This is a genomic window from Streptomyces sp. SID8352, from assembly GCF_009862265.1.
In the GTDB taxonomy this organism is placed as follows: domain Bacteria; phylum Actinomycetota; class Actinomycetes; order Streptomycetales; family Streptomycetaceae; genus Streptomyces.
In genome coordinates, this window is sequence record NZ_WWGX01000111.1 from 36007 (window position 1) to 56426 (window position 20420).

A 20420-nucleotide genomic window follows, 5' to 3' on the forward strand; every position below is an offset into this window, starting at 1 on the left:
GTGCGTACCTTGTTGACCAAGGCCGGCTGGGGACTGGCCACCGCGCTCGGCGCGTCCCTGCTGGCGTTCCTGCTGATGCGGGTCCTCCCCGGCGACCCCGCCCGGCTCGCCGCCGGGGAGCTGGCGTCCGAGGAGACGGTCCGGGCCCAGGAGACCGCCATGGGACTCGACCAGCCGATACCCGTCCAGTACGTCAAGTTCCTCGCCTCCTTCTTCCAGGGGGACTGGGGCTTCGCGTACTCGGTGGGGCAGCCTGCCCGGCACGAGATCACCAGCAGGCTCCCCGCCTCGCTCGAACTGGGCCTGTTCGCCTTCGCCATCGCCGTCACCACGGCGGTGTGCCTCGCGGTCCTCGCCACCTACTCCCGGCGTGCCTGGGTGGACCGGCTGGTGCGCGGGGTGTCCTCGATCGGACTGGGGACCCCGCAGTTCTGGCTGGGGCTGATCCTGCTCGTCCTCTTCTCCCAGGCCCTCCCCCTGCTCCCCGGACCCGAGGGCAGACTCTCCCCCGGATTCGAACCGCCCCCGTCCACCACCGGCCTCCACACCGTCGACGCCCTGCTCGCGGGCGAGCCGGCCACCGCGTGGAACGCCGTGCAGCACCTGATCCTGCCCGGTGTCGTCCTCGCCCTGGTCCCGTGCGCCTTCCTCATCCGGCTGCTGCGCGGCAACCTGCTGGAGTCCCTGCGCGGCCAGTACATGGTGGTCCTGCGGGCCAAGGGCGTGAGCCGCCGCGCTTCCTTCGTCCGGCACGCCTTCCCCAACGCGGCACTGCCCACCATCACCGCGGCCGGGCTGGTGCTGGCGGAGATGCTCGCGGGCAGCGTGCTCACCGAGAAGGTCTTCGGCTGGCCCGGCGTCGGCAGCCTCGTGGTGGACTCCATCCTCCGCAAGGACTTCGCCGTGGTGCAGGCCTTCGTCTTCCTCAGCGCCATCGCCTATGTCGTCCTCAACACGGTCGTCGACCTCCTCTACGGCGTCATCGACCCCCGGATCAGGAGCGCGGCCCGATGAACACCCTCCGCAGACCGGCCGACGGCCGGCCGTCCGCCCCGGACCCCGCCCCCGGGTCCACCGACACCGCCCGGCACCGGGCCTCGCCCGGCGCCCGGGTCGCCGACCGCGAGGTGGTCCTCGGCGTCCGCGGGATACGCACCCGGTTCGCGGGCCCCCAGGGCACTGTGACCGCCGTGCACGACGTCGGCTTCGACCTGCGCCGCGGGGAGCGGCTCGGCGTCGTGGGCGAGTCCGGCTCGGGCAAGTCCGCCCTCGCCCGCTCGCTGATGCGGCTGATCGACCCGCCCGGCCGGGTCACCGGCGGAACCGTGACCCTGGACGGCACCGCCCTCCACGAACTGTCCGAACGACAGTGGCGCGCCGTCCGCGGACGCGACATCGCCATGGTCTTCCAGGACCCCATGACCGGCTTCGACCCGCTGCGCACCATCGGCCAGCAGATCGTCGAGGCGATCCGGCTGCACCAGGACGTCACCCCGCGCCAGGCCCGGTCCCTGGCCGTCGACCTCCTCGGCGACGTGGAGATCCCGGACGCGCGGCGCCGCGCGGACGACCATCCGCACCAGTTCTCCGGAGGCATGCGGCAGCGCGCGATGATCGCGATGGCGCTCGCCAACGGGCCCCGGGTGCTCATCGCCGACGAACCCACCACCGCCCTCGACGTCACCACCCAGGCATCGATCCTGAAACTGCTGTGCCGCCTGTCCGACGAACGGGGCACCGCCATCATCATGATCACCCACGATCTGGGGGTGGTCGCCGAACTGTGCGACACCGTGCAGGTCATGTACGCGGGACGGATCGTCGAACGCGGCCCCGCGGCCGAGGTGCTGACCCGCCCGCGCCACCGCTACACCGCCGCCCTGCTCGACTCCGTCGTCCGCCGGGACCGGCTCCGCTCCGGGGCACTGCCCATGATCCCCGGCTCCCCGCCCGACCTGGCGGCGCTCCCGGCGGGCTGCCCCTTCGCGCCGCGCTGCGCCACCGGACACGACGAGGCCGACTGCCTCGGCGGGACCCCGGAGAGCCGCGGCGTGCCCACCGGCCTCGGTGACGTCACCGTGGCCTGCCATCTGCCGGTCGACCACACCGCGCCGACCGGGAAGGAGCCGTCATGAGCACCGGCCGCAGGGACCCGGCGGCCACCGCCGGCCACCGGAACACCCCCAGAACGGGCGCCGTGCCCGGGACCGGACCGCACCCGGACGGACCGGCCCGCCCGGTTCCCCCCGCCCGGCCGGGCCTGCGCCCCGCGCTCACCGACCCGCTGCTGCGCGTCCAGGGCCTGGAGAAGACCTACGGCGCCCGACGCGGCCCGTTCGGGAACCGGCCCGGCGCCACCCCCGTCCTGCGCGGCATCGACTTCGACGTGGCCCGCGGCGAGACCCTGGGCATCGTCGGCGAATCCGGCTGCGGGAAGTCCACCACCGGCCGGTGCGTCGTGCGGCTCACCGCGCCCACCCGGGGCACGGTGGACTTCGGCGGCGTCGACCTCGCCACCGCCCGCGACCGCGAGGTCCGCCTGGCCCGCCGGAGACTCGGCATGGTCTTCCAGGACCCCGCCAGCTCGCTCGACCCGCGCATGACCATCCGGGCCATCGTCGAGGAACCCCTGCGGGTGCACGGGGTCGCCGACCCCGCCGAGCGCACCCGCCGGGCCGCGGAGGCCCTGGACCGGGTCGGCCTCGGCCCCCGGTTCGCCGACCGCAAGCCGCACATGCTCTCCGGCGGGCAGCAGCAGCGCGTCGCCGTGGCCCGGGCGGTCGTCGCCCGCCCCGAACTCGTCCTGCTCGACGAGCCCGTCTCCGCGCTGGACGTCTCGGTCCGCGCCCAGGTGCTCAACCTCCTCGGCGAACTCCGCGAAGAGCAGGACATCACCTATCTCTTCATCGTCCACGACCTCGCCGTCGCCGAGCACTTCAGCGACCGGATCATGGTCCTCTACGGAGGCCGGGTCATGGAGATCGGCCCCGCCGCCGACCTGTTCCACCACCCCGCCCACCCCTACACCCACGTACTGCTCTCCGCCGTGCCCGTGCCCGATCCGGGCTCCGCCGGACGGCAGAAGATCATGCTCCGCACCGCGGAGGGCAACGCCGCGGCCTCCGCCGGCTGCCCCCTCGCCGCACGCTGCCCCGTCGGCGCCGGCCGGGAGCGGTGCGCCACCGAACTCCCCGCACTCAGGGAAGTACGCCCCGACCACTGGACGGCCTGCCACTACTCCGAGGAGTCGGCAGCGCTGGGAAAGGACCACCTGTGAACACCACGACCACCAAGGACCTGTCGGAGCGGATGCCCGGCGAACTCGCCGCCGCCGGCCTCGACGGAGTCCTGCTGCTCGGCCTGGAGAACGTCCAGTTCGCGGCCGGCGCGCCGCTCCGCTCGGCCAGCATGCTCGACCGGCCCAACCTCGTGTGGTGGCCGCGCGAGGGCCGGCCCGTCGTCTACACCAGCGAGGAGACCGTCCCCACGGTGGCGTCCATGACCACCATCACCGACATCGTCGGCTACGACGAGCAGGGCGCCCGGTTCCCCTCCGGCATCGTCGACACGGTCGCCGCCGACCTGCTGCGGCGCGGTCTCGGCTCCGCCGCGATCGGCTACGAGTCGGACCGGATGCCCGTGGTCTTCTTCCAGCGCCTCTCCGCGCTGCTGCCCGGGGCCCGGCTGCTGCCCGGTGACGCGGTGCTGCGCACGCTGCGGATGGTCAAGGACGAGGGATCGATCGAGATCATGACCCGGGCCGCCAGGCTCACCGAACTGGCCCTCGCCGCCTGCATCGAGGGCGTACGGGTGGGCGAGAGCGAGCGCGAGGCGGCCGACCGGCTCACCGAGGCGATGCGCGGCCACGGGTTCGGGAACATCGACCCCCTGGTCGGCACGGGCGAGGGCGCCGCCCGGATCGGGCCGCCCACCGACCGCCTCATCCGCGAGGGGGACTACCTCAGACTCGACGTCAAGTCCCGTTACCAGGGCCTGCTCTACACCGACGCGGGCCGGATGGCCGTCATCGGCACCCCCACCGAGGCGCAGAAGACCGCCTACGCCGCCCAGTACACCCTCAACCGTCGGGTGATGGACTTCATCAGGCCGGGCCGGACCTGCGGCGAGGTCTACCTGTACTGCCGGGAGCAGACCGAACGCCTCGGCATCCGGCTGTTCAACTACGGCCACATCGGCATCGGGCACGGCATCGGGGTGAGCGGCACCGAACGGCCCTCCCTGCACGCGCGCGACGAGACCGTCCTCGTCCCCGGCATGGTCATCAACATCGAACCCGACACCTACGGACCGGCCGGGGAGATCCTGCACATCGAGGACATGCTCCTGGTCACCGAGGACGGGGTGGAGCCGCTGTCGCACCGCGACGACTGGTCGGCGCTGCCCGTGGTCCCCGCGTGAGCACCCTCCCCGGCGACCGCCGCGCGAACTGTCCGCCGGGCCCCGCCGAGGCACCCCGTACCGAGGTCCGCGATCGGGCACCGGGCACCGTCGACCTGCTGGTCAGGGGCGCCGAGCTGGTCGTGACCATGGCGGGGGAGGACATTCCGGGCGGCTGGGTGGCGGCCGACGGCGGCATGGTCGCCGCCGTCGGCCCCCCGGGATCCGAACCACCGGCCCGCCGCGTCCTCGACGCCTCGGGCACCCTGGTCACCCCGGGTCTGGTCAACGCCCACCACCATCTGTTCCAGAACCTCACCAGGGCCTTCGCGCCCGCCGCGGCCGAGGGCCTGTCCGGCTGGCTCGGCGTCCTGCGCCCCCTCTGGCGGAGACTCGACGAGGAGGCGGCCCACGTCTCCACCTGGGTGGGCCTCGCCGAACTGGCCCGCAACGGCTGCACCACCACCGCCGACCACCTCTACCTCCATCCGCGGCCACGGCTGGTCGACGCCCAGGTGGCGGCCGCCCGCGAGGTCGGGCTGCGCTTCCACCCGGTCCGGGGCAGCGTCGTGGCCCGGCCGGGCGCGGACCGCGACGAGGTGCCCTCCTGGGCGGAGCGGCCCGACGACGTCCTCGCCGACAGCGCGCGCCTGCTGGACGCCTTCCACGACCGGTCGGCCGGAGCGATGACCCGGGTGGCGATGGGGCCCACGGCCCTGGCCGCCACCACGCCCGCGCTCCTGGAGGACCTGGCCCGGCTCGCCGGACGCCACGACGCCCGGCTCCACACCCACCTCTTCGAGGAACCGGGCGAAGCGGAGGAGTGCCGGGCGTGGTTCGGCCGCCCGCCCGGACGGCTGCTCGCCGACTCCGGCTGGGGCGGACGGGCCTGGGTGGCGCACGCCGTCCACCCCGGGGAGGAGGGGGTGCGCGACCTCGCGGCGGCCGGCATCGGAGTCGCCCACTGCCCCAGCTCCAACGCGCTCCTGGGCGCCGGGATCGCCCCGCTGTCCGCCCTGCGGGCCGCCGGGGTGACGGTCGGGCTCGGCACCGACGGCTCCGCCTCGGCCGACTCCGCCTCGCCCTGGCTGGAGGCGAGGACAGCGATGCTCCTGGCCCGGGCGACCGGCGGGGCCCCGGCGATGAGCGGACGGCAGGCGCTGGCCCTGGCCACCGTGGGCGCCGCCCGCTGCCTGGGCCGGGAGGGGGAGATCGGCGCCCTCGGACCGGGCATGTGCGCCGACATCGCCGTCTGGGAACTGGACGAGGTGATGTTCGCCGGGGCGCACACCGATCTGGTCGAGGCATGGCCGCGCTGCGGGCCGCCACGGGTCCGGCACACCCTCGTCGGGGGAGTGCCGGTGGTGCGCGACGGAGAGCTGTGCGCGCCGGGGCTGCCCGCCCGGCTCGCGAGCCACCGCGCCATCGCCCGCGCGTGGCAACACGCGGCACCGGCGTGAACGGTGCGCCCGGCCCGCCGGTACGGGGGCGGCCTCCGGCCGGGTGCTCGCCGCGCCCGGCGAGGCGGGGCCGGGCCGGCGGCCCACCGTGGAACAGGCCCGTGGGGCCTCCAGGAAGAGGCCCGTGGTGGGGCCTCCCGGGGCAGGCCCGTGGTGCGGGCTCCCGGAGCAGGCCATGACGACGACAAGGAGACAGGAATGACACGACCAGGGCTCCGGCCCGGTACGGGGACCGACGGCACCGACGCCACCCGTCTCGCCCGCGCGATCGAGCTGGGCCGACGGGCCGGGACCGAGGGGAACCGTCCCTTCGGCGCCGTCCTCGTCGCCGCGGACGGCTCGGTGCTCGCGGAGGGGCGCAACACCGTGCGGACCACCGGCGACATCACGGCCCACGCCGAGTCGCACGCCCTCCGCGCCGCGGGTACCGCGCGGGGACCGGCCGCCGTGCGGGGGGCCACGCTGTACGCCAGCGGCGAGCCCTGCCCGATGTGCGCCACCGCGCTCTACCTCGCCGGTGTCGAACGGGTGGTCTACGGGTTCGCCGCGGCCGACATGCGGCGGATCGGGTCGGCCGACGACCCGTTCATCGGGCTCGGCTGCCGTGAGGTACTGGCGCACGGCGATCGCCCCGTCACGGTGACCGGCCCGGTTCACGAGGGTGCCGGGGCCGTCTTCACCAGGGCGCCGGACCCGGCGCCCTGACCGGGCACGGCCCGCCCCGGTACCTCGGCGGGTCCGGGCGGTCCTGAGCCCACGGCCGCCCGCCGAGCGTGGGTGATCCCAGGGGATACGGCCCCCTGCCGGCCGAGCGGTGCCGGTCGGCGCCGGTCGCGGCGGGTGCCCTCGGCATCCGGGGCGGGCTGCCCCGCGGTCTCGTCGGCCGCGGGCAGCCCGCCCTCGCGCGTCGGCCGTCGCGCCTGTGCGGTGTCGCCCGCCGTGCATGCGCATCGGGTGAGGGGCGGAGACCTCCCCCTCGGCAAAACCCCGTGGGGAAGGGGTAGTTGAGCGGGCCCGGCCGGGACGCCACCCCGGCCGGGCCCGCTCCTCGGGCTCTGTCCCCCGGGCCCCGGCCTCCCTCCCCGGGTCCCGCGCCGACCACCGGTATCCCGGCGCGGCGGTCGCCCGGTGCTGCCCGGTGCCGCTCCGCGTGCCCCGCGCGCGGCTGCCGGCCGGTCGAGCCGTCGAACCGTTGACGCAGGATGCCCGCGTGGCCGGCGTGCCGGGCGGTCTCCTCGACGATGTGGACCAGCGCCCAGCGCATCGACGGCGGCGGGGTCGCGCGCAGTGAGCGGGCGCCGGGGCGGTCCAGGTCGGTGCGGGCCCGGACGATCTGGTTCGCCCTGGCGATCCCCCCTGCGGTAGGCGTTCGCCACGTCCGGCGCGGTGTCCTCGGCGGACACCGCGCCGTCGTCGTCCCAGCGCTCGGGGCCCTCCCCGGCGCAGGCCCGGACGAACCGGTTCAGCTCGACGACCGCCAGACGCCCGAGGAGCCGGAGCGGGCTGGTCCCGGACGGCACACCGGCGCTGCGCACCGCGGGCTCCGGGACGCCGTCCGCCTTCGCGAGGACGGACCTCGCAGGTAGTCGAGGAAGACCGGCAGGGTGGTCCTCTCGTCCGCGTTCAGGCCGGGGGGCCGGAGGTCCGGGCGGGGCTCCGTGGCCGTCAGGACGGCACGGTGACCGAACCTGTCGGACCGGTGTCGAACCGGTGGAACCGTGCCGTCGGCGGCCGTGCCCGGTCGGCGACGGCCCCTGCGCTCACCGGCCCCGCCGGGTGCCCGACCCGACACCGTGTCGCATCCGGCGGCCCCCGGTTCCCTCACCACGCCCATGCGGCGGGCCGCGGTGCCTCCGTAGCGTCCATGCGTACCAGCCGATCAGCCCCACGAAGGCGCCGTCTCGGCGGAACCAGCCGACCGCACATGAGGGATACGCGAGGGACATGATGGATGTGAGTGACGCCAAGGGCGCCGTGACCGGCGACGACTTCCGGGCGAGTCTCGACGACGGCCGCGAGGTGTGGCTGGGCGGGGAACGGGTCCGCGACGTCGCCGCCCACCCCGAACTGCGCGGCGCGGTCGACCGGATCGCCCATCTGCTGGACCTGCGCCGGTCGGACCCGGCCGCCCGCGAGGTGGCGCTGACCACCTCGGAGGAGACCGGCAACCTCGTCAGCCGCTCCTACAGCCTCCCGACCACCCCGGAGGACCTGCGGGCCAAGTTCGCCGCCTCCCGGTGGTGGATGGCCGAGAGCCTGGGCCAGCACGGCCGCGCCCCCGACTTCATGGCCAACGTCGTCGTCGGCCTGCGCGACTACCACGCCGAACTGGAGACGAACCGCCCCGGCTTCGGCGCCAACGCGATCGCCTACCACCGCTACGCCACCGAGCACGACCTCGTGCTCACCCACGCCCTCGGCGACCCCCAGATCGACCGCAGCGCCAGCCCCCTGGACGACCCCGACCTCGCCCTGCGGGTGATCGAGGAGAACGACCGGGGCGTCGTCATCCGCGGCGCGAAGCAACTGGCCACTCTGGCGCCCTTCGCCCACGAGGTGCTGGTCTACCTCAACGGCGTCTCCGCTCAGCGCGGCGCCGAGGACTTCGTCATCTGGTTCGCGCTGCCGATGAACACCCCCGGGCTGAAGACCCTGTGCCGCGAACCCCTCGGCAGCTCCGGAGCCGGACACGCGCACCCGCTCGCGCGCGGCTACGACGAGCAGGACGCCATGCTCTTCTTCGACGACGTCGAGATCCCCTGGGAGCGGGTGTTCCTGCTCGGCGACGGCCTGCTGGCGCTGAAGGGCCTGTCGCGGATCAACGCCTGGTCGATGCAGAGCACCCACATCCGCTTCCACGAGCGGCTGCGCACCTTCGTCTCGGTGGCGGCCATGCTGGCCGACAGCATCGGGGTCGACGGCTTCCGCGGCATCCAGGAGGACCTGGGCGAACTCGTGTCCTACGCGGAGACGCTGCGGCTCGGCATCGCGGGCGCCGAGGCGACGGCGGTGCGCACCCCGACCGGTCTGCTCGCGCCCGCGCCCTCCTACGGCCTCGGCTTCTGGTCCGCGGAGGTGTCGGCGCGGGTCGTCGCCATCGTCCGCCGCATCGGGGCGTCCGGGCTCATCATGCAGCCCTCCGAGGCCGACCTGGCCAGCCCCGAGCTGCGTCCCTTCATCGACCGGTACATGCACGGCCGCGGCATGGCCGCCGACCAGAAGGCGCGCCTGTTCCGGCTCGCTTGGGAACTGGTCGGCGACGGGTTCGGGGCGCGCCAGGAGCTGTACGAGTACCTGCACCGCGGCGACCCCGGCGCGGGCCGCGCCCGGCTGCTGCGCGGCTACGACCGCTCCGAGACCGACGCCCGCATCCGCCGGGTGATCGCCTCCCCGCTCGGCTGACCCCCCGACCACCCAGAAGAGGACCATCACCCATGATCATCGACGTCCACGGACACCTCAGCGCGCCCGCCGAACTGTACGCCTGGAAGTCGGGACTCCTGTCCCACCGGGGGGCTCATGGCCGGGGCGCCCCGCGCATCAGCGACGACCAGCTCCGTGCCGCGCACACCGAACCCCACCCCAGCTTCGGCAACGTCTCGCACCTGGACCACATCGACGGCGCCGGGGTCGACGTCCAGCTCATCTCGCCGCGGCCCTACCAGATGATGCACAGCGAACAGGGCAAGCTGGTGCAGTGGTTCACCGAGGAGACCAACGACCTCATCCACCGTTCCACCCAGCTCTTCCCCGGCCGGTTCCTCGGTGTGGCCGGGCTGCCGCAGAGCCCGGAGCTCGAACCGGCCCGCTGGGTCGGCGAACTCCGGCGCACCGTGACCGAACTCGGCTTCGTCGGCGCCCTGCTCAATCCGGACCCGTTCGAGGGCACGGCCACCCCGCCCGCGCTCGGCGACCGCTACTGGTACCCCCTCTACGAGGCGCTGTGCGAACTCGACGTCCCGGCGCTCATCCACGCCGCCGGATGCCGGCCCCCGGCGCGCGAGCCGTACAGCCTCCACTTCATCCAGGAGGAGACGGTCGCCATCTGGAGCCTGCTCAACTCCTCGGTGCTCCAGGACTTCCCGGAGCTGCGGATCGTGGTCTCCCACGGCGGCGGCGCGATCCCCTACCAGGTGGGCCGCTTCCTGCCGTCCGGTGTGCGCTCCGGGGCGACGCCCTACCTGGACAAGCTCCGCAGGCTGTACTTCGACACCTGCCTGTACACCCGGGACGCGATCGAACTGCTGATCCGCACCGTCGGTGTCGACCGCTGCCTCTTCGGCACCGAGAAGCCCGGCACCGGCTCCCAGATCAACCCGGACAACGGCCGCTGGTTCGACGACATCCACCTGCTGGTCGACGAGATCGACTGGCTCACCGACGCCGACCGCACCGCCCTGTTCGAGGGCAACGCCCGCGCGGTGTTCCCCATCGGCGCCGGCGCCGGCGCCCCGGCCCGGACCGCGTGAGGGCCGCGCCATGGCGACCGTGGTCACCGGGATCGGCTGTTCGCACGGCCCCCAGCTCAAGACACCGCCGTCCGGATGGGCCGAGCGCGGCTTGGCCGACCGGCGCAACCCCGCCCTCGAATTCCGGGGCCGCGCCCATGACTTCGCGTCCCTGAGGGCGGTGCGCGAGGACTTCTCGGAGCACTGCACGCCCGAGGCGATGCAGGCCAACTGGGACGCCTCGCAGGCCGCGATGGACCGGCTCGGCCGGCACGTGGCCGACGCCGACGTCGACGTGCTGCTGATCGTCAGCAGCGACCACAAGGAGGTCTACGGCGACGAACTGCTGCCCGCCTTCGCGGTCTACTGGGGCGACGACGTCGCCCATGTGCCCTTCACCGAGGAGCAGCTCGCCGCCATGGCACCGGGCCTGGCCGAGGCCGCGCTCGGCGACGTGCCCGCGGAGACCGTCGTGCGGGCGTGCCACCCCGGCCTCGCCCGGCACCTCATCGAACGCGGCGGTGAGCAGGGCTTCGACGTGGCCGCGTCACGGACGCTGCCGCCGGGCCGGTACGCCAACCACGGCATCCCGCACGGATGGGGCTTCATCTACCAGCGGATCCTCGGCGAGACCTGTCCGATCCCGTTCGTCCCGGTCTTCGTCAACACCTTCTACGAGCCCAATCCGCCCTCGGCCGCCCGCAGTTACGAGTTCGGCCGGGCACTCGGCCGAGCGGTGGCGGACTTCCCCGAGGACCTGCGGGTCGGAGTCGTCGCTTCGGGCGGGCTGTCGCACTTCGTGGTGGACGAGGAACTCGACCGCGACTTCCTCACCGCCCTGCGGGCCGGCGACGAGCGGTACCTCACCTCGCTCGACCCGGCCCTGATGCGCTCGGGCACCTCCGAACTGCGCAACTGGATCACGGTGGCCGGCATCGCCGCCGAGACCGGGCTGAGCGTCACCTCCACCGACTACCGCCCCTGCTACCGCACCGAGGCCGGCACCGGAAACGCCATGGGCTTCGTGACCTGGAGCCGCGCCGATGACTGATCCGCTCGACACCGCCCCCCTCCCGCCCGACGCGGTCGCGCGGCTGCGCGCCCTGGACGTGTGCGCCGTCTCCGACGCCCTCGACACCCTGGGCCTGCCCGGCGCCACCACCGGCCTCGCCCCGATGTGGCCGTCCTCCGGCACCGTCGCCGGACGGGTCCGCACCGTCCGGGCCGCCCCCAGGACGTCGGACGGACCCGCCACCCACATCGCCAGCCCCGCCGTCGCCGCGGCCCGCCCCGACGACGTCATCGTGATCGACAACCACGGGCGCACCGACGTCTCCTGCTGGGGCGGACTGCTCGCCGAGGCCGCCGTGGCCGCCGGGATCGCGGGGGTCGTCGTCGACGGCGCCTGCCGCGACGTGCCCGAATGCGCGGACCTCGGACTGCCGCTGTTCGCCGGGGCGGCCGTCCCGGTCAGCGCCCGGGGCCGGATCGTCCAGGAGGACATGGACGTGCCCGTCCGGATCCGCGGCGTCCGGGTCTCCGCCGGAGACCTCGTGGCCGCCGACCGCAACGGTGTGGTCTTCGTCCCCGCCGCGCACGCCGGACGCGTGATCGCCCTCGCCGAACGCATCGCCGCCCGGGAGGCCGCGATGTCCGGGGCGGTGCGCGCGGGCCGCTCGATCGTGGACGTCATGCACGACTCCCAGTTCCCCACCGTCACCGCAGAGGAGATCCCGTGACCGGGACCGGCAGCCGCACCGACGCGGCACCCGACAACGACACCGCCGTCGAACCGCGGCTCGCCCACCTGTCGACCGCGACCCTCTCCGACGCGCTGGACCGGCTCGGACTGCCCGGCGGCCTCCACGGGCTCGCCCCGCTCGGACCGGGGCAGCGCATGGTCGGACGCGCCTTCACCGTGCGCTACCGGCCGGCGGGGGACCCGCCCGGGACCGTCGGGGACTACCTCGACGACGTGCCGCCCGGCTCCGTCGTCGTCCTGGACAACCAGGGCCGCACCGACTGCACGGTGTGGGGCGACATCCTCACGGCCGTCGCCCACGCGAAGGGCGTGGCGGGCACCGTCGTCGACGGCGTCTGCCGCGACGTGCACCGCGCGCTCGGCCTCGGCTACCCGGTCTACAGCCGCGGGCGGTACATGCGCACCGGCAAGGACCGGGTCGAGGTCGCCGGGACCGGTGACCCGGTGGCCGTCGGCGGGGTGCAGGTCCGCCCCGGCGATCTGCTGGTCGGCGACCAGGACGGCGTCGTCGTGATCCCCGCGGCCGCCCTCGACCGCGTCCTCGGTGTCGCGGTCGAGATCCACGAGCGGGAGGAGAGCACCCTCGCCGGCGCGCTCGCCGGCGCCACCATCGCCGAGGCGCGGGCCGCCCACGGCTACCACGAACTGCAGCGACGAGGAACCCGATGACCGTCACCCCCTTCACCCACGACGAGGCGGAACTGCTGGAACTGGGGACGGCCACCCTGTTCGAGGCCGCCCGCTCCGACTGCGACCTCGACCCCGGGCTGCGGCCCGCCTGGCCCGGCGCCCGCCTGTGCGGGACCGCCCTGCCCGTGCTCGCCGCCGCCGCCGACAACCTGCCGCTGCACTGGGCGCTGGAGGCGGCCGTGCCGGGGGACGTGCTGGTCGTCGACGCCGGGGGATCGCGCTGCGGCTACTGGGGCGAGGTGCTGTCCGTCGCCGCCCTGGCCCGGGGGGTGCGCGGACTCGTCATCGACGGCGGAGTGCGCGACACCGCCCAGCTGGAGCGGCTCGGCTTCCCGGCGTTCTCGTCCTCGATCGCGATCCGCGGCACCGGCAAGGAGTGGCGCGGCACCGTCGGCGCGCCGGTCACGCTGCGCGGACGCACCGTGCGCCGCGGCGACCTCGTCGTCGCCGACCAGGACGGCATCGTCGTGCTCCCGGCGGAGCGCGTGGACGAGGTCGTCACGGCGGCCCGCGCGCGGGTCGAGAAGGAGGACGCCTACATGGACAGACTGCGTTCGGGTGAACTGACGCTCGACATCTACGCGTTCCGGGAGACGCCATGACCACCACCGACCCGCGGACCGGGTTCAAGAAGGCCGCCGGCCACTTCGCCTCGGGCGTCACGATCGTCACGACCCGCAACGGCGACCACGTCTACGGCATCACCTGCTCGTCCTTCGTCTCGCTGTCCCTCAACCCGCTCCTGGTGACCGTCTCGGTCAACTCCAGCAGCCCCTTCCTCGCGGAGGTCCGGGAATCGGGCCGGCTCGCCGTGAGCGTGCTGGCCGACCACCAGCAGGACGTGTCGCGGTACTTCTCGACCCGCGGCCGGGGCCGGGCCGAGGGGGACTTCCCCGGCCTGGCGACCGAGTCCATGACCACCGGCGCGCCGATCGTGAGCGACAGCCTGAGCTGGTTCGACGCGAAGCTGCACGCGATGCTGCCCGGCGGCGACCACGAGATCCTGATCGGGGAGGTCGTCGCGGCGGGCGGCCGGGACGGGGCACCGCTGCTGTACTGGGCCGGGGACTACCGCACGCTGGACGTGGCCGCGCCGGCCGACCGCGTCGAGCGGTACGCGGACGCCATGGCGGTCCAGCTCCATCTGGTCGGCCTGGACAGCACCCGGCTCCTCGACGCGCAGCTCGCCGTCGAACCCGCCGCGGGCGCGCTGGCCGCCCGGGTCCGCTCGGACGCCGGACTGTCCGCGCTGCGCGGCTCACTGGCGGAGTCGCGCACCCTCACGGACTCCCCGGAGGCGTTCACCGACTCGGCGCTGCGGTTCCACAACGCGCTGGGGACGGCGTCGGAGAACCCCGCGCTGGCCGCGTCGGTCCAGGCGCTCGGGCACTCCCGGCGGGCCCACTACGCGAGCGGCACCACCAGGGAGACCATGGTCCGCACCATCGAGGCGCACGAGGAGATCTACCGCGCCATCGAGGCGGGGGAGGAGGAGCGCGCGCGGGGCCTGGTCACGGACCACCTCACCACGGTGGGCGCGCGCCTCTGCCACCACTGAGGGCCGGACTGCGGTCCCGCGAGGACGGCCGCCGTCGCACGTGACCCGGCGGCCGTCGGTGACCCGGCGGGCACCGGCGGCCCCGGCGCCCCGGCGCCGGCGCTGTCGGACGGCCGACTGCCCCGAGTCCGGACGGCCGGACCGGGACCTGCGGCACGGTTCCCCGGCAGTGTGCCGCACCGCCCTGGGCACGCCTCACCCAGGGGCGCGCCCAGGGCGGTGCGGCGTCATGAACCGGGGATGCGGGGGGAGGGCCCCGCGATGCGGGGCGCGCCCCGTACCGACCGGGCACCCACAGGGGGGGAGCGGGCGTTCGGAGGATCGGGCGACACGGCTCCCACGGGCGGGCCGGTCGGCGGAAAGAAATCCGCCGACCGGCCCGCCCCTGTTTCCCCCTCCCTCCGCGTCCTTGCTCCCCTCGGCCTCCTCCGCGTCCTCCGTTCCCTCCCGTCCTCCGACGCCTTCCGTCCTCCCGCCCGGGCGCGTGCCGATGCCGCCGGAACGCGGCGGTGCCCACACCAGGACGGGCAACGGGCGCTCCGCCCGGTCGGAGCCGCCGCCGGGCACCGGCCCCGTGACCCGGTCGGAGCCGCCGCCCGGCTCCGACCGCGCCCACCGGCGATCGCCGCCCCGGCCGGGGACGCGCACGTGCCGAAGAGGACGCCCGGCCCCGTGACGGTGCCGGGCGCCCTCCGCGGGCGTGGCGTCAGCGGGCGCCCCGCAGTCCCGCCAGGGTCGCGACGCGCAGCGCCGTGTGCAGCTCCCGGCGTACGCTGCCGCTTCCCAGGTCGATGTCGACGATCTCGCGGACGCGGTCCAGCCGGTAGTACAGCGTGCTCCGGTGGATCACGAGGTCCCGGGCGGTCGCCTGCGCGTCACAGGCGTTGTCGAGGTAGCTCTCCAGCGTGGCGACGAGATCGGGCCCCCCGTCGACGGCCAGCAGCTTCTGCAGCGGGGGCGGCAGGTCCCGGCGCGTCAGGGAGTCGAGGGGGAGCTGGACCAGCAGCCGGTCGAGCCCGAGGTCCGACCATTTCGCGACCGGGCCGTAGGTCGGCTTGTCCAGCCAGGCCGCCCGGGCCGCCACCAGGGCCTCCCGGTAGGACCCGACCACGTCGACGAGATCCTCCCGGGGGTCGCCGACACCGGCGCGCAGCCGGGCGAACTCCTCCCCGCCCAGGTGCTCGGCGATGCGCTCCTGGTTGACCCGGCGCGGCGTGATCGCGACGGCGTGCGTGGCCAGAACCGTCCCCGCGACCCTGGACGGCGACTTGCGCAGCAGCTCGGCCATGCAGTCGTCGAGGGCCAGCCGGTCCTCGATGGACGGCTCCCCGTCCGGTGGGCCGACGGTGAGGACGAGGACCGTGAAGGTCCTCGACGCGCCGATCATGCGCGTGCCGCGGAGCACGTTCGCCGCCTCGGTACGCGCGTCGGCGTCGCCGGACAGGACACGTGTCAGTTGCTCGTTGACGCGCACCAGATCGCGCTTGCGGCCCAGCTCGCGCTCGTACAGCAGCTCCTTGAGGTCGTCGGCGGCCACGTCGAGCGCGTCGCGGGACCATGCCGCCGCCTCGTCGGGCGTGCCGGTGTGGATGTAGGCGATGTACCCGACGAGGCGGTCGCCGCGCCGCACCGGGAAGATCACCCGGGCCGGCGCGCCGGTCTTCTCGTCGGGCGGGATCACCACGGTGCCGTGGGCGCGGTGCGCGCCCGCGCGATGGATCATCTCGCGCGCCCGCGCGCTGCCGCGGCGGCTGAGAATCACCGTCCGGCGCACGTCGTCGACGTCGTCGTCATGGGCGCTGAACGCCACGAGGTTCAGCTCGGCGTCGTACAGCACGAGCGAACGGTCGAGCTGTTCGGCCAGGTTCTGGACTACATCATCAAGGTTCAACCGTCTACCGCCAATCCGACACGGTGTCGGAAATCCTGGGCGCACATTAGTACACCGGAGTGAGCCTTATCACGGTTGTCCCACATACCTTTTCGGCCAAGGCGTCCGGCGAGGACGGTGCGACGCCCGTCGAAAGGGAGACCCCACGTGAGCATCCTCGATCCTGAGATCTGGACCGGTCGACTGTACTCGTCCGGCTGGCGGAAGGGATCCGGCACACCGGCCGCCGTCTCGGAGGCGGCGACCGGCACCCGGCTGGGAACCATCGGTACCGCCACCGCCGACGACGTCGCGGACGCGGGGGCCGCGGCCGCCGCGGCGCAGCCCGGCTGGGCCGCCACCTCGTTCAGGGAGCGGGCGGCGGTGATGCACCGCGCGGTCGCGGCACTGGAGGCCCACCGGGACGACATCACCGACTTCATGATCCGCGAGACGGGATGCACACGGCCCAAGGCCGCCCAGGAGATCGTCAAGGCCGTCGGCGAGCTGACCGCCTCGGCCGCCCTGGTCGACGTGCCCTGCGGGGACCTGCTCCCGCACGAGACGCCCGGAGTGCTGTCGATGGCGCGCCGGGTCCCGGTCGGCACCGTCGGCGTCATCTCGCCGTGGAACGCCCCGCTCATGCTGGCGATCCGCGCCGTCGCCCCCGCGCTGGCCCTGGGCAACGCGGTGCTCCTCAAGCCCGCCCCGGAGTCCCCGGTCAGCGGCGGGGTGCTGCTCGCCCGGATCTTCCAGGAGGCGGGACTGCCCGACGGCCTCCTCCACGTGCTGCCCGGGGGCGCCGACACCGGTGAGGCCGTCGTCCGCTCCCCGCACACCGCGGTGATCTCGTTCACCGGATCGTCCGCGGCCGGGCGCCGGGTCGGCGAGATCGCCGGGGGCATGCTCAAGCGCGTCGTCCTCGAACTCGGCGGCAACAACGCGTACATCGTCCTCGACGACGCCGACCTGGACGCCGCCGTCAACAACGCGGCCTGGGGCTCGCTCCTGCACCAGGGGCAGATCTGCATGGCGACCGGCCGCCACCTCGTCCACGAGTCGCTCGCCGACGCCTACGTCGAGCGGCTGACCGCGCACGTCCGCTCGCTCACCGTCGGCGACCCCACCCGTCCGGAGGTGCGGGTCGGACCGCTGATCAGCGAGCGCCAGGCCGACCGGGTGCACGAGATCGTCACCGCGTCGGTCGCCGCCGGATCGGTGCTCCGCGCCGGGGGCACCCAGGACGGACCCTTCTACACCCCGACCGTCCTGGACCGCGTCACCCCCGAGGCCCGCGCCTTCCACGACGAGATCTTCGGCCCGGTCCTGCCCGTCACCCGCTTCTCCGACGACGACGAGGCGGTCGAACTCGCCAACGCCACCCGCTACGGGCTGTCGGCGGCGATCCACACCGGCTCCCTGGGGCGCGGCCTCGCCCTGGCCGAGCGGCTGCGCACCGGCATGGTGCACATCAACGGCCAGACCATCAACGACGCCCCGCACGTGCCCATGGGCGGCACCGGGGACTCCGGCAACGGCGGCCGGTACGGCGGCCACTGGAACCTCGACGAGTTCACCCAGTGGCAGTGGGTCACGGCCCGCGCCACTCCGGGCACCTACCCCGTCTGACCCCGCCCGCCGGCACCACACCCGAGTACGAAAGAGGAAGTCGCATGAAGATCTCAGTGGAACGGGCCCGTTGCGAGGGCTACGGGTTCTGCGAGCAGGCGGCGCCGACCCTGATGCGCCTGGACGACGAGGGCGAACTGGAGATCCTCCTGGAGGAGGTCCCGCCCGCCCTGACCGAGGCCGCCGAGGCCGCCGTGCGCGTCTGCCCGGTCGCCGCGCTGGGGATGGCCGATGCGTAGCGGTCGGCGGGAGATCGTCGTCGTCGGCGGCTCGGTGGCCGCCACGACCGCCTGCGACGCGCTGCGCCAGGAGGGGCACGACGGACCGATCACCGTCCTCAGCGAGGAGGCGTACGCGCCCTATGTGCGGCCCCCGCTGTCGAAGGCGGTCCTGAAGGGCACGGAAGGGGCGGAGTCGGTGTTCATGTCCGCCCTGCCCGCGGGTGTCACGCTGCGCACCGGCGCGCGGGCGGCCAGCCTCGACACCGCCCGGCGGCGGGTGCTCCTCGCCGACGGCGAGGAGGTGCCCTACGACGGGCTCGTCCTCGCCACCGGGGCGCGGGCCCGGCGCCTGGGCACCTCCCTGGGCGAACGCGTGGTCCGCGATCTCGACGACGCCCTGGCCCTGCGCGACCGCCTCGCCACCGCCCGCTCCGCGGTCATCGTCGGCGGCGGCTTCCTCGGCATGGAGATCGCCTCCTCCGCGCGCTCGCTCGGCGTCGAGGTCACCGTCGTCGACCGCGACCCGCACCTCGTCCGCCAGTTCGGCCGGGACCTGGCGGCCCGTATGGCCGCCGCCGCCACCGCCGAGGGCGTCCGCCTCGTCCGTGACGAGGACGGCGTGGAACTGCTCGGCGACCGGGAGATCACCGGTGTGCGCACCGGCTCCGGCGCCGTGCACGAGGCCGATGTCGTGATCACGGCGGTCGGCTGCCGGCCCAACGTCGAATGGCTCGACGGCACCGGGCTCGCCACACCGGCCGGGGTCACCGTGGACAGCCGCTGCCGGGTGCGCCCGGACATCGTCGCCGCCGGTGACCTCGCCGCCCGCCCCCACGGGCCGGCCGGACCGCGCCGGACGCCGCACTGGGCCAACGCGCTCGACCAGGCCCGCTCCGCCGCCGCGGCGCTGGTCCGCGGCGACGAGGCACCCGTCCACCGGCCCCGGCCGTTCTTCTGGACCGAGCAGTGGGGCCTGGACATCAAGATCGCGGGCGAGATCCGTCCCGGGACCGAACTGTCGGTGCTCGACGGCTCGCTCCGGGACGCCGACGCCCTCCTCCAGTGGACCCTCGACGGCCGCCCGGTCGCCGCCGGCACCGTGAACCGCAGGGTCCCGGTCGGCAGGCTCCACCGGCTCGCCGCGACCGAGCCCGTCCCCGCCGCATGACCCCGATCCCCACCCCGTTCCTGGAGCCACAATGACCAACCACCCCGCACCGGCCCTGGACATCGACCTCTTCACCGACGAGGCGATGCTCGACCCGTGGCCGCTGTACCAGCGGATCCGCGACGCCGGCCCCGTCTGCTACCTGCCGCGCCTCGGTGTCCACGCGATGGGCCGCCACGCCCAGGTCCGGGCCGCCCTCGGCGACTGGGAGACGTACTCCTCGGCCGGCGGCATCGGCCTCAACGACGTCGCGAACGAGGCCACCCGCGGCCTTATCATCGCCACCGACCCGCCGGAGCACGACCGGCTGCGCGGCGTCCTGGCGGAACGCCTGTCGCCGCGCGAGATCCGCAGGCTCGGCGAGGACATCCGGCGCCGGGCCGCCGAACTGGTCGGCCAACTCGTCGACAGGGGCAGCTTCGACACGGTCACCGACCTCGCCCAGGGCTTCCCGCTGTCCATCGTGCTCGACCTGATCGGGCTGCCCCAGGACGGCCGCGACAAGGTCCTGACCTGGGCCGACGCCGCCTTCTCGGCGAGCGGACCCGAGGGCCCGCGCACCGACGCCGCCCTCCCGCTGCTGGAGGACCAGATGGTGTACCTCGCCACCCGGGCCACCCCCGACCAGCTCGCCCCGGGCAGCATGGGCCGGGCGATCTACGAGGCCGCCGAGGCGGGGAAGATCGACCCCGCGTCGTGCGTGCCGCTGATGTCCGCCTATGTCACCGCCGGCCTGGACACCACCATCAACGCGATCAGCAACGCCGTCTGGTACTTCGCGGAGCACCCCGAGCAGTGGGACGCCGTCCGCGCGGACCGCGCGCTGATACCCGGCGCGTTCAACGAGATCCTGCGCATCGAGTCGCCGGTGCAGTTCTTCTGCCGCGTCACCACCCGCGACGTGGACGTGGAGGGCACGCTGCTGCCCGAGGGCTCGCGCGTGATGATGATGTACGCCTCCGCCAACCGGGACGAGCGCCGCTGGGCCGACCCCACCCGGTTCGACGTGCGCCGTGACGCCGCCGAGCACGTCGCCTTCGGGTACGGCATGCACGGCTGCGCCGGCCAGGGCCTCGCCAGGCTGGAGGGCCATTCGATCCTGGAGGCGCTGGCCGACCGGGTGGTCCGGTTCGAGACCGGCACGCCGCAGCGGCGCATCAACCAGTTGATCCGCGGCCTGAGCGCCCTGCCCACCACCGTGCACACGGCCTGAGAG

Annotated in this window: 19 protein-coding genes; 17 read left to right on the top strand and 2 right to left on the bottom strand. The window is 74.4% G+C overall.

Going from position 1 to position 20420, the window contains the following annotated elements; genetic code table 11:
* From GTY84_RS31910 to GTY84_RS31935, 6 genes are all read left to right on the top strand, one after another.
* On the top strand, nucleotides 1–1014 hold the full coding sequence (locus GTY84_RS31910; RefSeq protein ID WP_202552505.1) for an ABC transporter permease: 1014 nt from the start codon (nucleotides 1–3) through the stop codon (nucleotides 1012–1014).
* Nucleotides 1011–2135: an ABC transporter ATP-binding protein gene (locus GTY84_RS31915; protein WP_161229908.1), complete on the top strand. Its 1125-nt coding sequence runs from the start codon at nucleotides 1011–1013 to the stop codon at nucleotides 2133–2135. Before GTY84_RS31910 ends, GTY84_RS31915 begins: the two co-directional genes overlap by 4 nt.
* A complete protein-coding gene (locus GTY84_RS31920) occupies nucleotides 2132–3277 on the top strand; it encodes an oligopeptide/dipeptide ABC transporter ATP-binding protein (RefSeq protein ID WP_161229909.1) in 1146 nt (381 codons plus the stop codon). The genes GTY84_RS31915 and GTY84_RS31920 overlap by 4 nt, the downstream gene beginning before the upstream one ends.
* A complete protein-coding gene (locus tag GTY84_RS31925) occupies nucleotides 3274–4419 on the top strand; it encodes a Xaa-Pro peptidase family protein (RefSeq protein ID WP_161229910.1) in 1146 nt (381 codons plus the stop codon). Before GTY84_RS31920 ends, GTY84_RS31925 begins: the two co-directional genes overlap by 4 nt.
* A complete protein-coding gene (locus GTY84_RS31930; RefSeq protein WP_345943598.1) occupies nucleotides 4416–5858 on the top strand; it encodes an amidohydrolase family protein in 1443 nt (480 codons plus the stop codon). The genes GTY84_RS31925 and GTY84_RS31930 overlap by 4 nt, the downstream gene beginning before the upstream one ends.
* 198 nt (nucleotides 5859–6056) lie before the next feature.
* On the top strand, nucleotides 6057–6563 hold the full coding sequence (locus GTY84_RS31935) for a nucleoside deaminase (protein ID WP_161229911.1): 507 nt from the start codon (nucleotides 6057–6059) through the stop codon (nucleotides 6561–6563).
* Here the strand turns inward: GTY84_RS31935 and GTY84_RS34445 are convergent.
* Nucleotides 6535–7209: a DUF664 domain-containing protein gene (locus GTY84_RS34445; protein ID WP_345943599.1), complete on the bottom strand. Its 675-nt coding sequence runs from the start codon at nucleotides 7207–7209 to the stop codon at nucleotides 6535–6537. The genes GTY84_RS31935 and GTY84_RS34445 overlap by 29 nt on opposite strands.
* Before the next feature lie 593 nt (nucleotides 7210–7802).
* Here GTY84_RS34445 and GTY84_RS31945 point away from each other — a divergent pair.
* The 7 genes from GTY84_RS31945 to GTY84_RS31975 are packed head-to-tail and all read left to right on the top strand — an operon-like array spanning nucleotide 7803 to nucleotide 14316.
* Nucleotides 7803–9260 carry a 4-hydroxyphenylacetate 3-hydroxylase N-terminal domain-containing protein gene (locus tag GTY84_RS31945; protein ID WP_237532893.1) on the top strand — a complete coding sequence of 486 codons (1458 nt, stop codon included), beginning with the start codon at nucleotides 7803–7805 and terminating at the stop codon, nucleotides 9258–9260.
* Between the two features lie 32 nt (nucleotides 9261–9292).
* Complete coding sequence (locus tag GTY84_RS31950) at nucleotides 9293–10327, top strand: amidohydrolase family protein (protein ID WP_161229912.1); 1035 nt, start codon at nucleotides 9293–9295, stop codon at nucleotides 10325–10327.
* A gap of 10 nt (nucleotides 10328–10337) precedes the next feature.
* A complete protein-coding gene (locus GTY84_RS31955) occupies nucleotides 10338–11357 on the top strand; it encodes a hypothetical protein (RefSeq protein WP_161229913.1) in 1020 nt (339 codons plus the stop codon).
* Nucleotides 11350–12045, top strand: coding sequence for a 4-carboxy-4-hydroxy-2-oxoadipate aldolase/oxaloacetate decarboxylase (locus tag GTY84_RS31960; protein WP_161229914.1), 696 nt, complete (start codon nucleotides 11350–11352; stop codon nucleotides 12043–12045). Before GTY84_RS31955 ends, GTY84_RS31960 begins: the two co-directional genes overlap by 8 nt.
* Nucleotides 12042–12737 carry an RraA family protein gene (locus GTY84_RS31965; RefSeq protein ID WP_161229915.1) on the top strand — a complete coding sequence of 232 codons (696 nt, stop codon included), beginning with the start codon at nucleotides 12042–12044 and terminating at the stop codon, nucleotides 12735–12737. The genes GTY84_RS31960 and GTY84_RS31965 overlap by 4 nt, the downstream gene beginning before the upstream one ends.
* On the top strand, nucleotides 12734–13360 hold the full coding sequence (locus GTY84_RS31970) for a 4-carboxy-4-hydroxy-2-oxoadipate aldolase/oxaloacetate decarboxylase (protein ID WP_161229916.1): 627 nt from the start codon (nucleotides 12734–12736) through the stop codon (nucleotides 13358–13360). The genes GTY84_RS31965 and GTY84_RS31970 overlap by 4 nt, the downstream gene beginning before the upstream one ends.
* Entirely contained in the window at nucleotides 13357–14316 is a 960-nt protein-coding gene (locus GTY84_RS31975) for a flavin reductase (RefSeq protein WP_161229917.1), read from the top strand. Before GTY84_RS31970 ends, GTY84_RS31975 begins: the two co-directional genes overlap by 4 nt.
* 706 nt (nucleotides 14317–15022) lie before the next feature.
* Here GTY84_RS31975 and GTY84_RS31980 read toward each other — a convergent pair.
* Nucleotides 15023–16207: a helix-turn-helix domain-containing protein gene (locus tag GTY84_RS31980; protein WP_161229918.1), complete on the bottom strand. Its 1185-nt coding sequence runs from the start codon at nucleotides 16205–16207 to the stop codon at nucleotides 15023–15025.
* Between the two features lie 147 nt (nucleotides 16208–16354).
* Here GTY84_RS31980 and GTY84_RS31985 point away from each other — a divergent pair, with 147 nt between their 5' ends.
* From GTY84_RS31985 to GTY84_RS32000, 4 genes are read left to right on the top strand one after another with little or no spacing between them, the layout of a single operon-like run.
* Nucleotides 16355–17815, top strand: a complete 1461-nt coding sequence (locus GTY84_RS31985; RefSeq protein WP_161229919.1) for an aldehyde dehydrogenase family protein — start codon at nucleotides 16355–16357, stop codon at nucleotides 17813–17815.
* 44 nt (nucleotides 17816–17859) lie between these two features.
* Nucleotides 17860–18054: a ferredoxin gene (locus GTY84_RS31990; protein WP_161229920.1), complete on the top strand. Its 195-nt coding sequence runs from the start codon at nucleotides 17860–17862 to the stop codon at nucleotides 18052–18054.
* Nucleotides 18047–19204, top strand: coding sequence for an FAD-dependent oxidoreductase (locus GTY84_RS31995; RefSeq protein ID WP_161229921.1), 1158 nt, complete (start codon nucleotides 18047–18049; stop codon nucleotides 19202–19204). The genes GTY84_RS31990 and GTY84_RS31995 overlap by 8 nt, the downstream gene beginning before the upstream one ends.
* 31 nt (nucleotides 19205–19235) lie before the next feature.
* On the top strand, nucleotides 19236–20417 hold the full coding sequence (locus tag GTY84_RS32000; RefSeq protein ID WP_161229922.1) for a cytochrome P450: 1182 nt from the start codon (nucleotides 19236–19238) through the stop codon (nucleotides 20415–20417).
* The last annotated feature ends 3 nt before the right edge of the window (nucleotides 20418–20420 follow it).

Excerpts from the sequence above, each read along its gene's own strand:
- GTY84_RS31960 (WP_161229914.1), top strand. The coding sequence starts at position 11,350 with ATGACTGATCCGCTCGACACCGCCCCCCTCCCGCCCGACGCGGTCGCG.
- GTY84_RS31955 (WP_161229913.1), top strand. The coding sequence starts at position 10,338 with ATGGCGACCGTGGTCACCGGGATCGGCTGTTCGCACGGCCCCCAGCTC.
- GTY84_RS31935 (WP_161229911.1), top strand. The coding sequence starts at position 6,057 with ATGACACGACCAGGGCTCCGGCCCGGTACGGGGACCGACGGCACCGAC.
- GTY84_RS32000 (WP_161229922.1), top strand. The coding sequence starts at position 19,236 with ATGACCAACCACCCCGCACCGGCCCTGGACATCGACCTCTTCACCGAC.
- GTY84_RS31970 (WP_161229916.1), top strand. The coding sequence starts at position 12,734 with ATGACCGTCACCCCCTTCACCCACGACGAGGCGGAACTGCTGGAACTG.
- GTY84_RS31995 (WP_161229921.1), top strand. The coding sequence starts at position 18,047 with ATGCGTAGCGGTCGGCGGGAGATCGTCGTCGTCGGCGGCTCGGTGGCC.
- GTY84_RS31990 (WP_161229920.1), top strand. The coding sequence starts at position 17,860 with ATGAAGATCTCAGTGGAACGGGCCCGTTGCGAGGGCTACGGGTTCTGC.
- GTY84_RS31915 (WP_161229908.1), top strand. The coding sequence starts at position 1,011 with ATGAACACCCTCCGCAGACCGGCCGACGGCCGGCCGTCCGCCCCGGAC.
- GTY84_RS31950 (WP_161229912.1), top strand. The coding sequence starts at position 9,293 with ATGATCATCGACGTCCACGGACACCTCAGCGCGCCCGCCGAACTGTAC.
- GTY84_RS31920 (WP_161229909.1), top strand. The coding sequence starts at position 2,132 with ATGAGCACCGGCCGCAGGGACCCGGCGGCCACCGCCGGCCACCGGAAC.
- GTY84_RS31975 (WP_161229917.1), top strand. The coding sequence starts at position 13,357 with ATGACCACCACCGACCCGCGGACCGGGTTCAAGAAGGCCGCCGGCCAC.
- GTY84_RS31945 (WP_237532893.1), top strand. The coding sequence starts at position 7,803 with ATGATGGATGTGAGTGACGCCAAGGGCGCCGTGACCGGCGACGACTTC.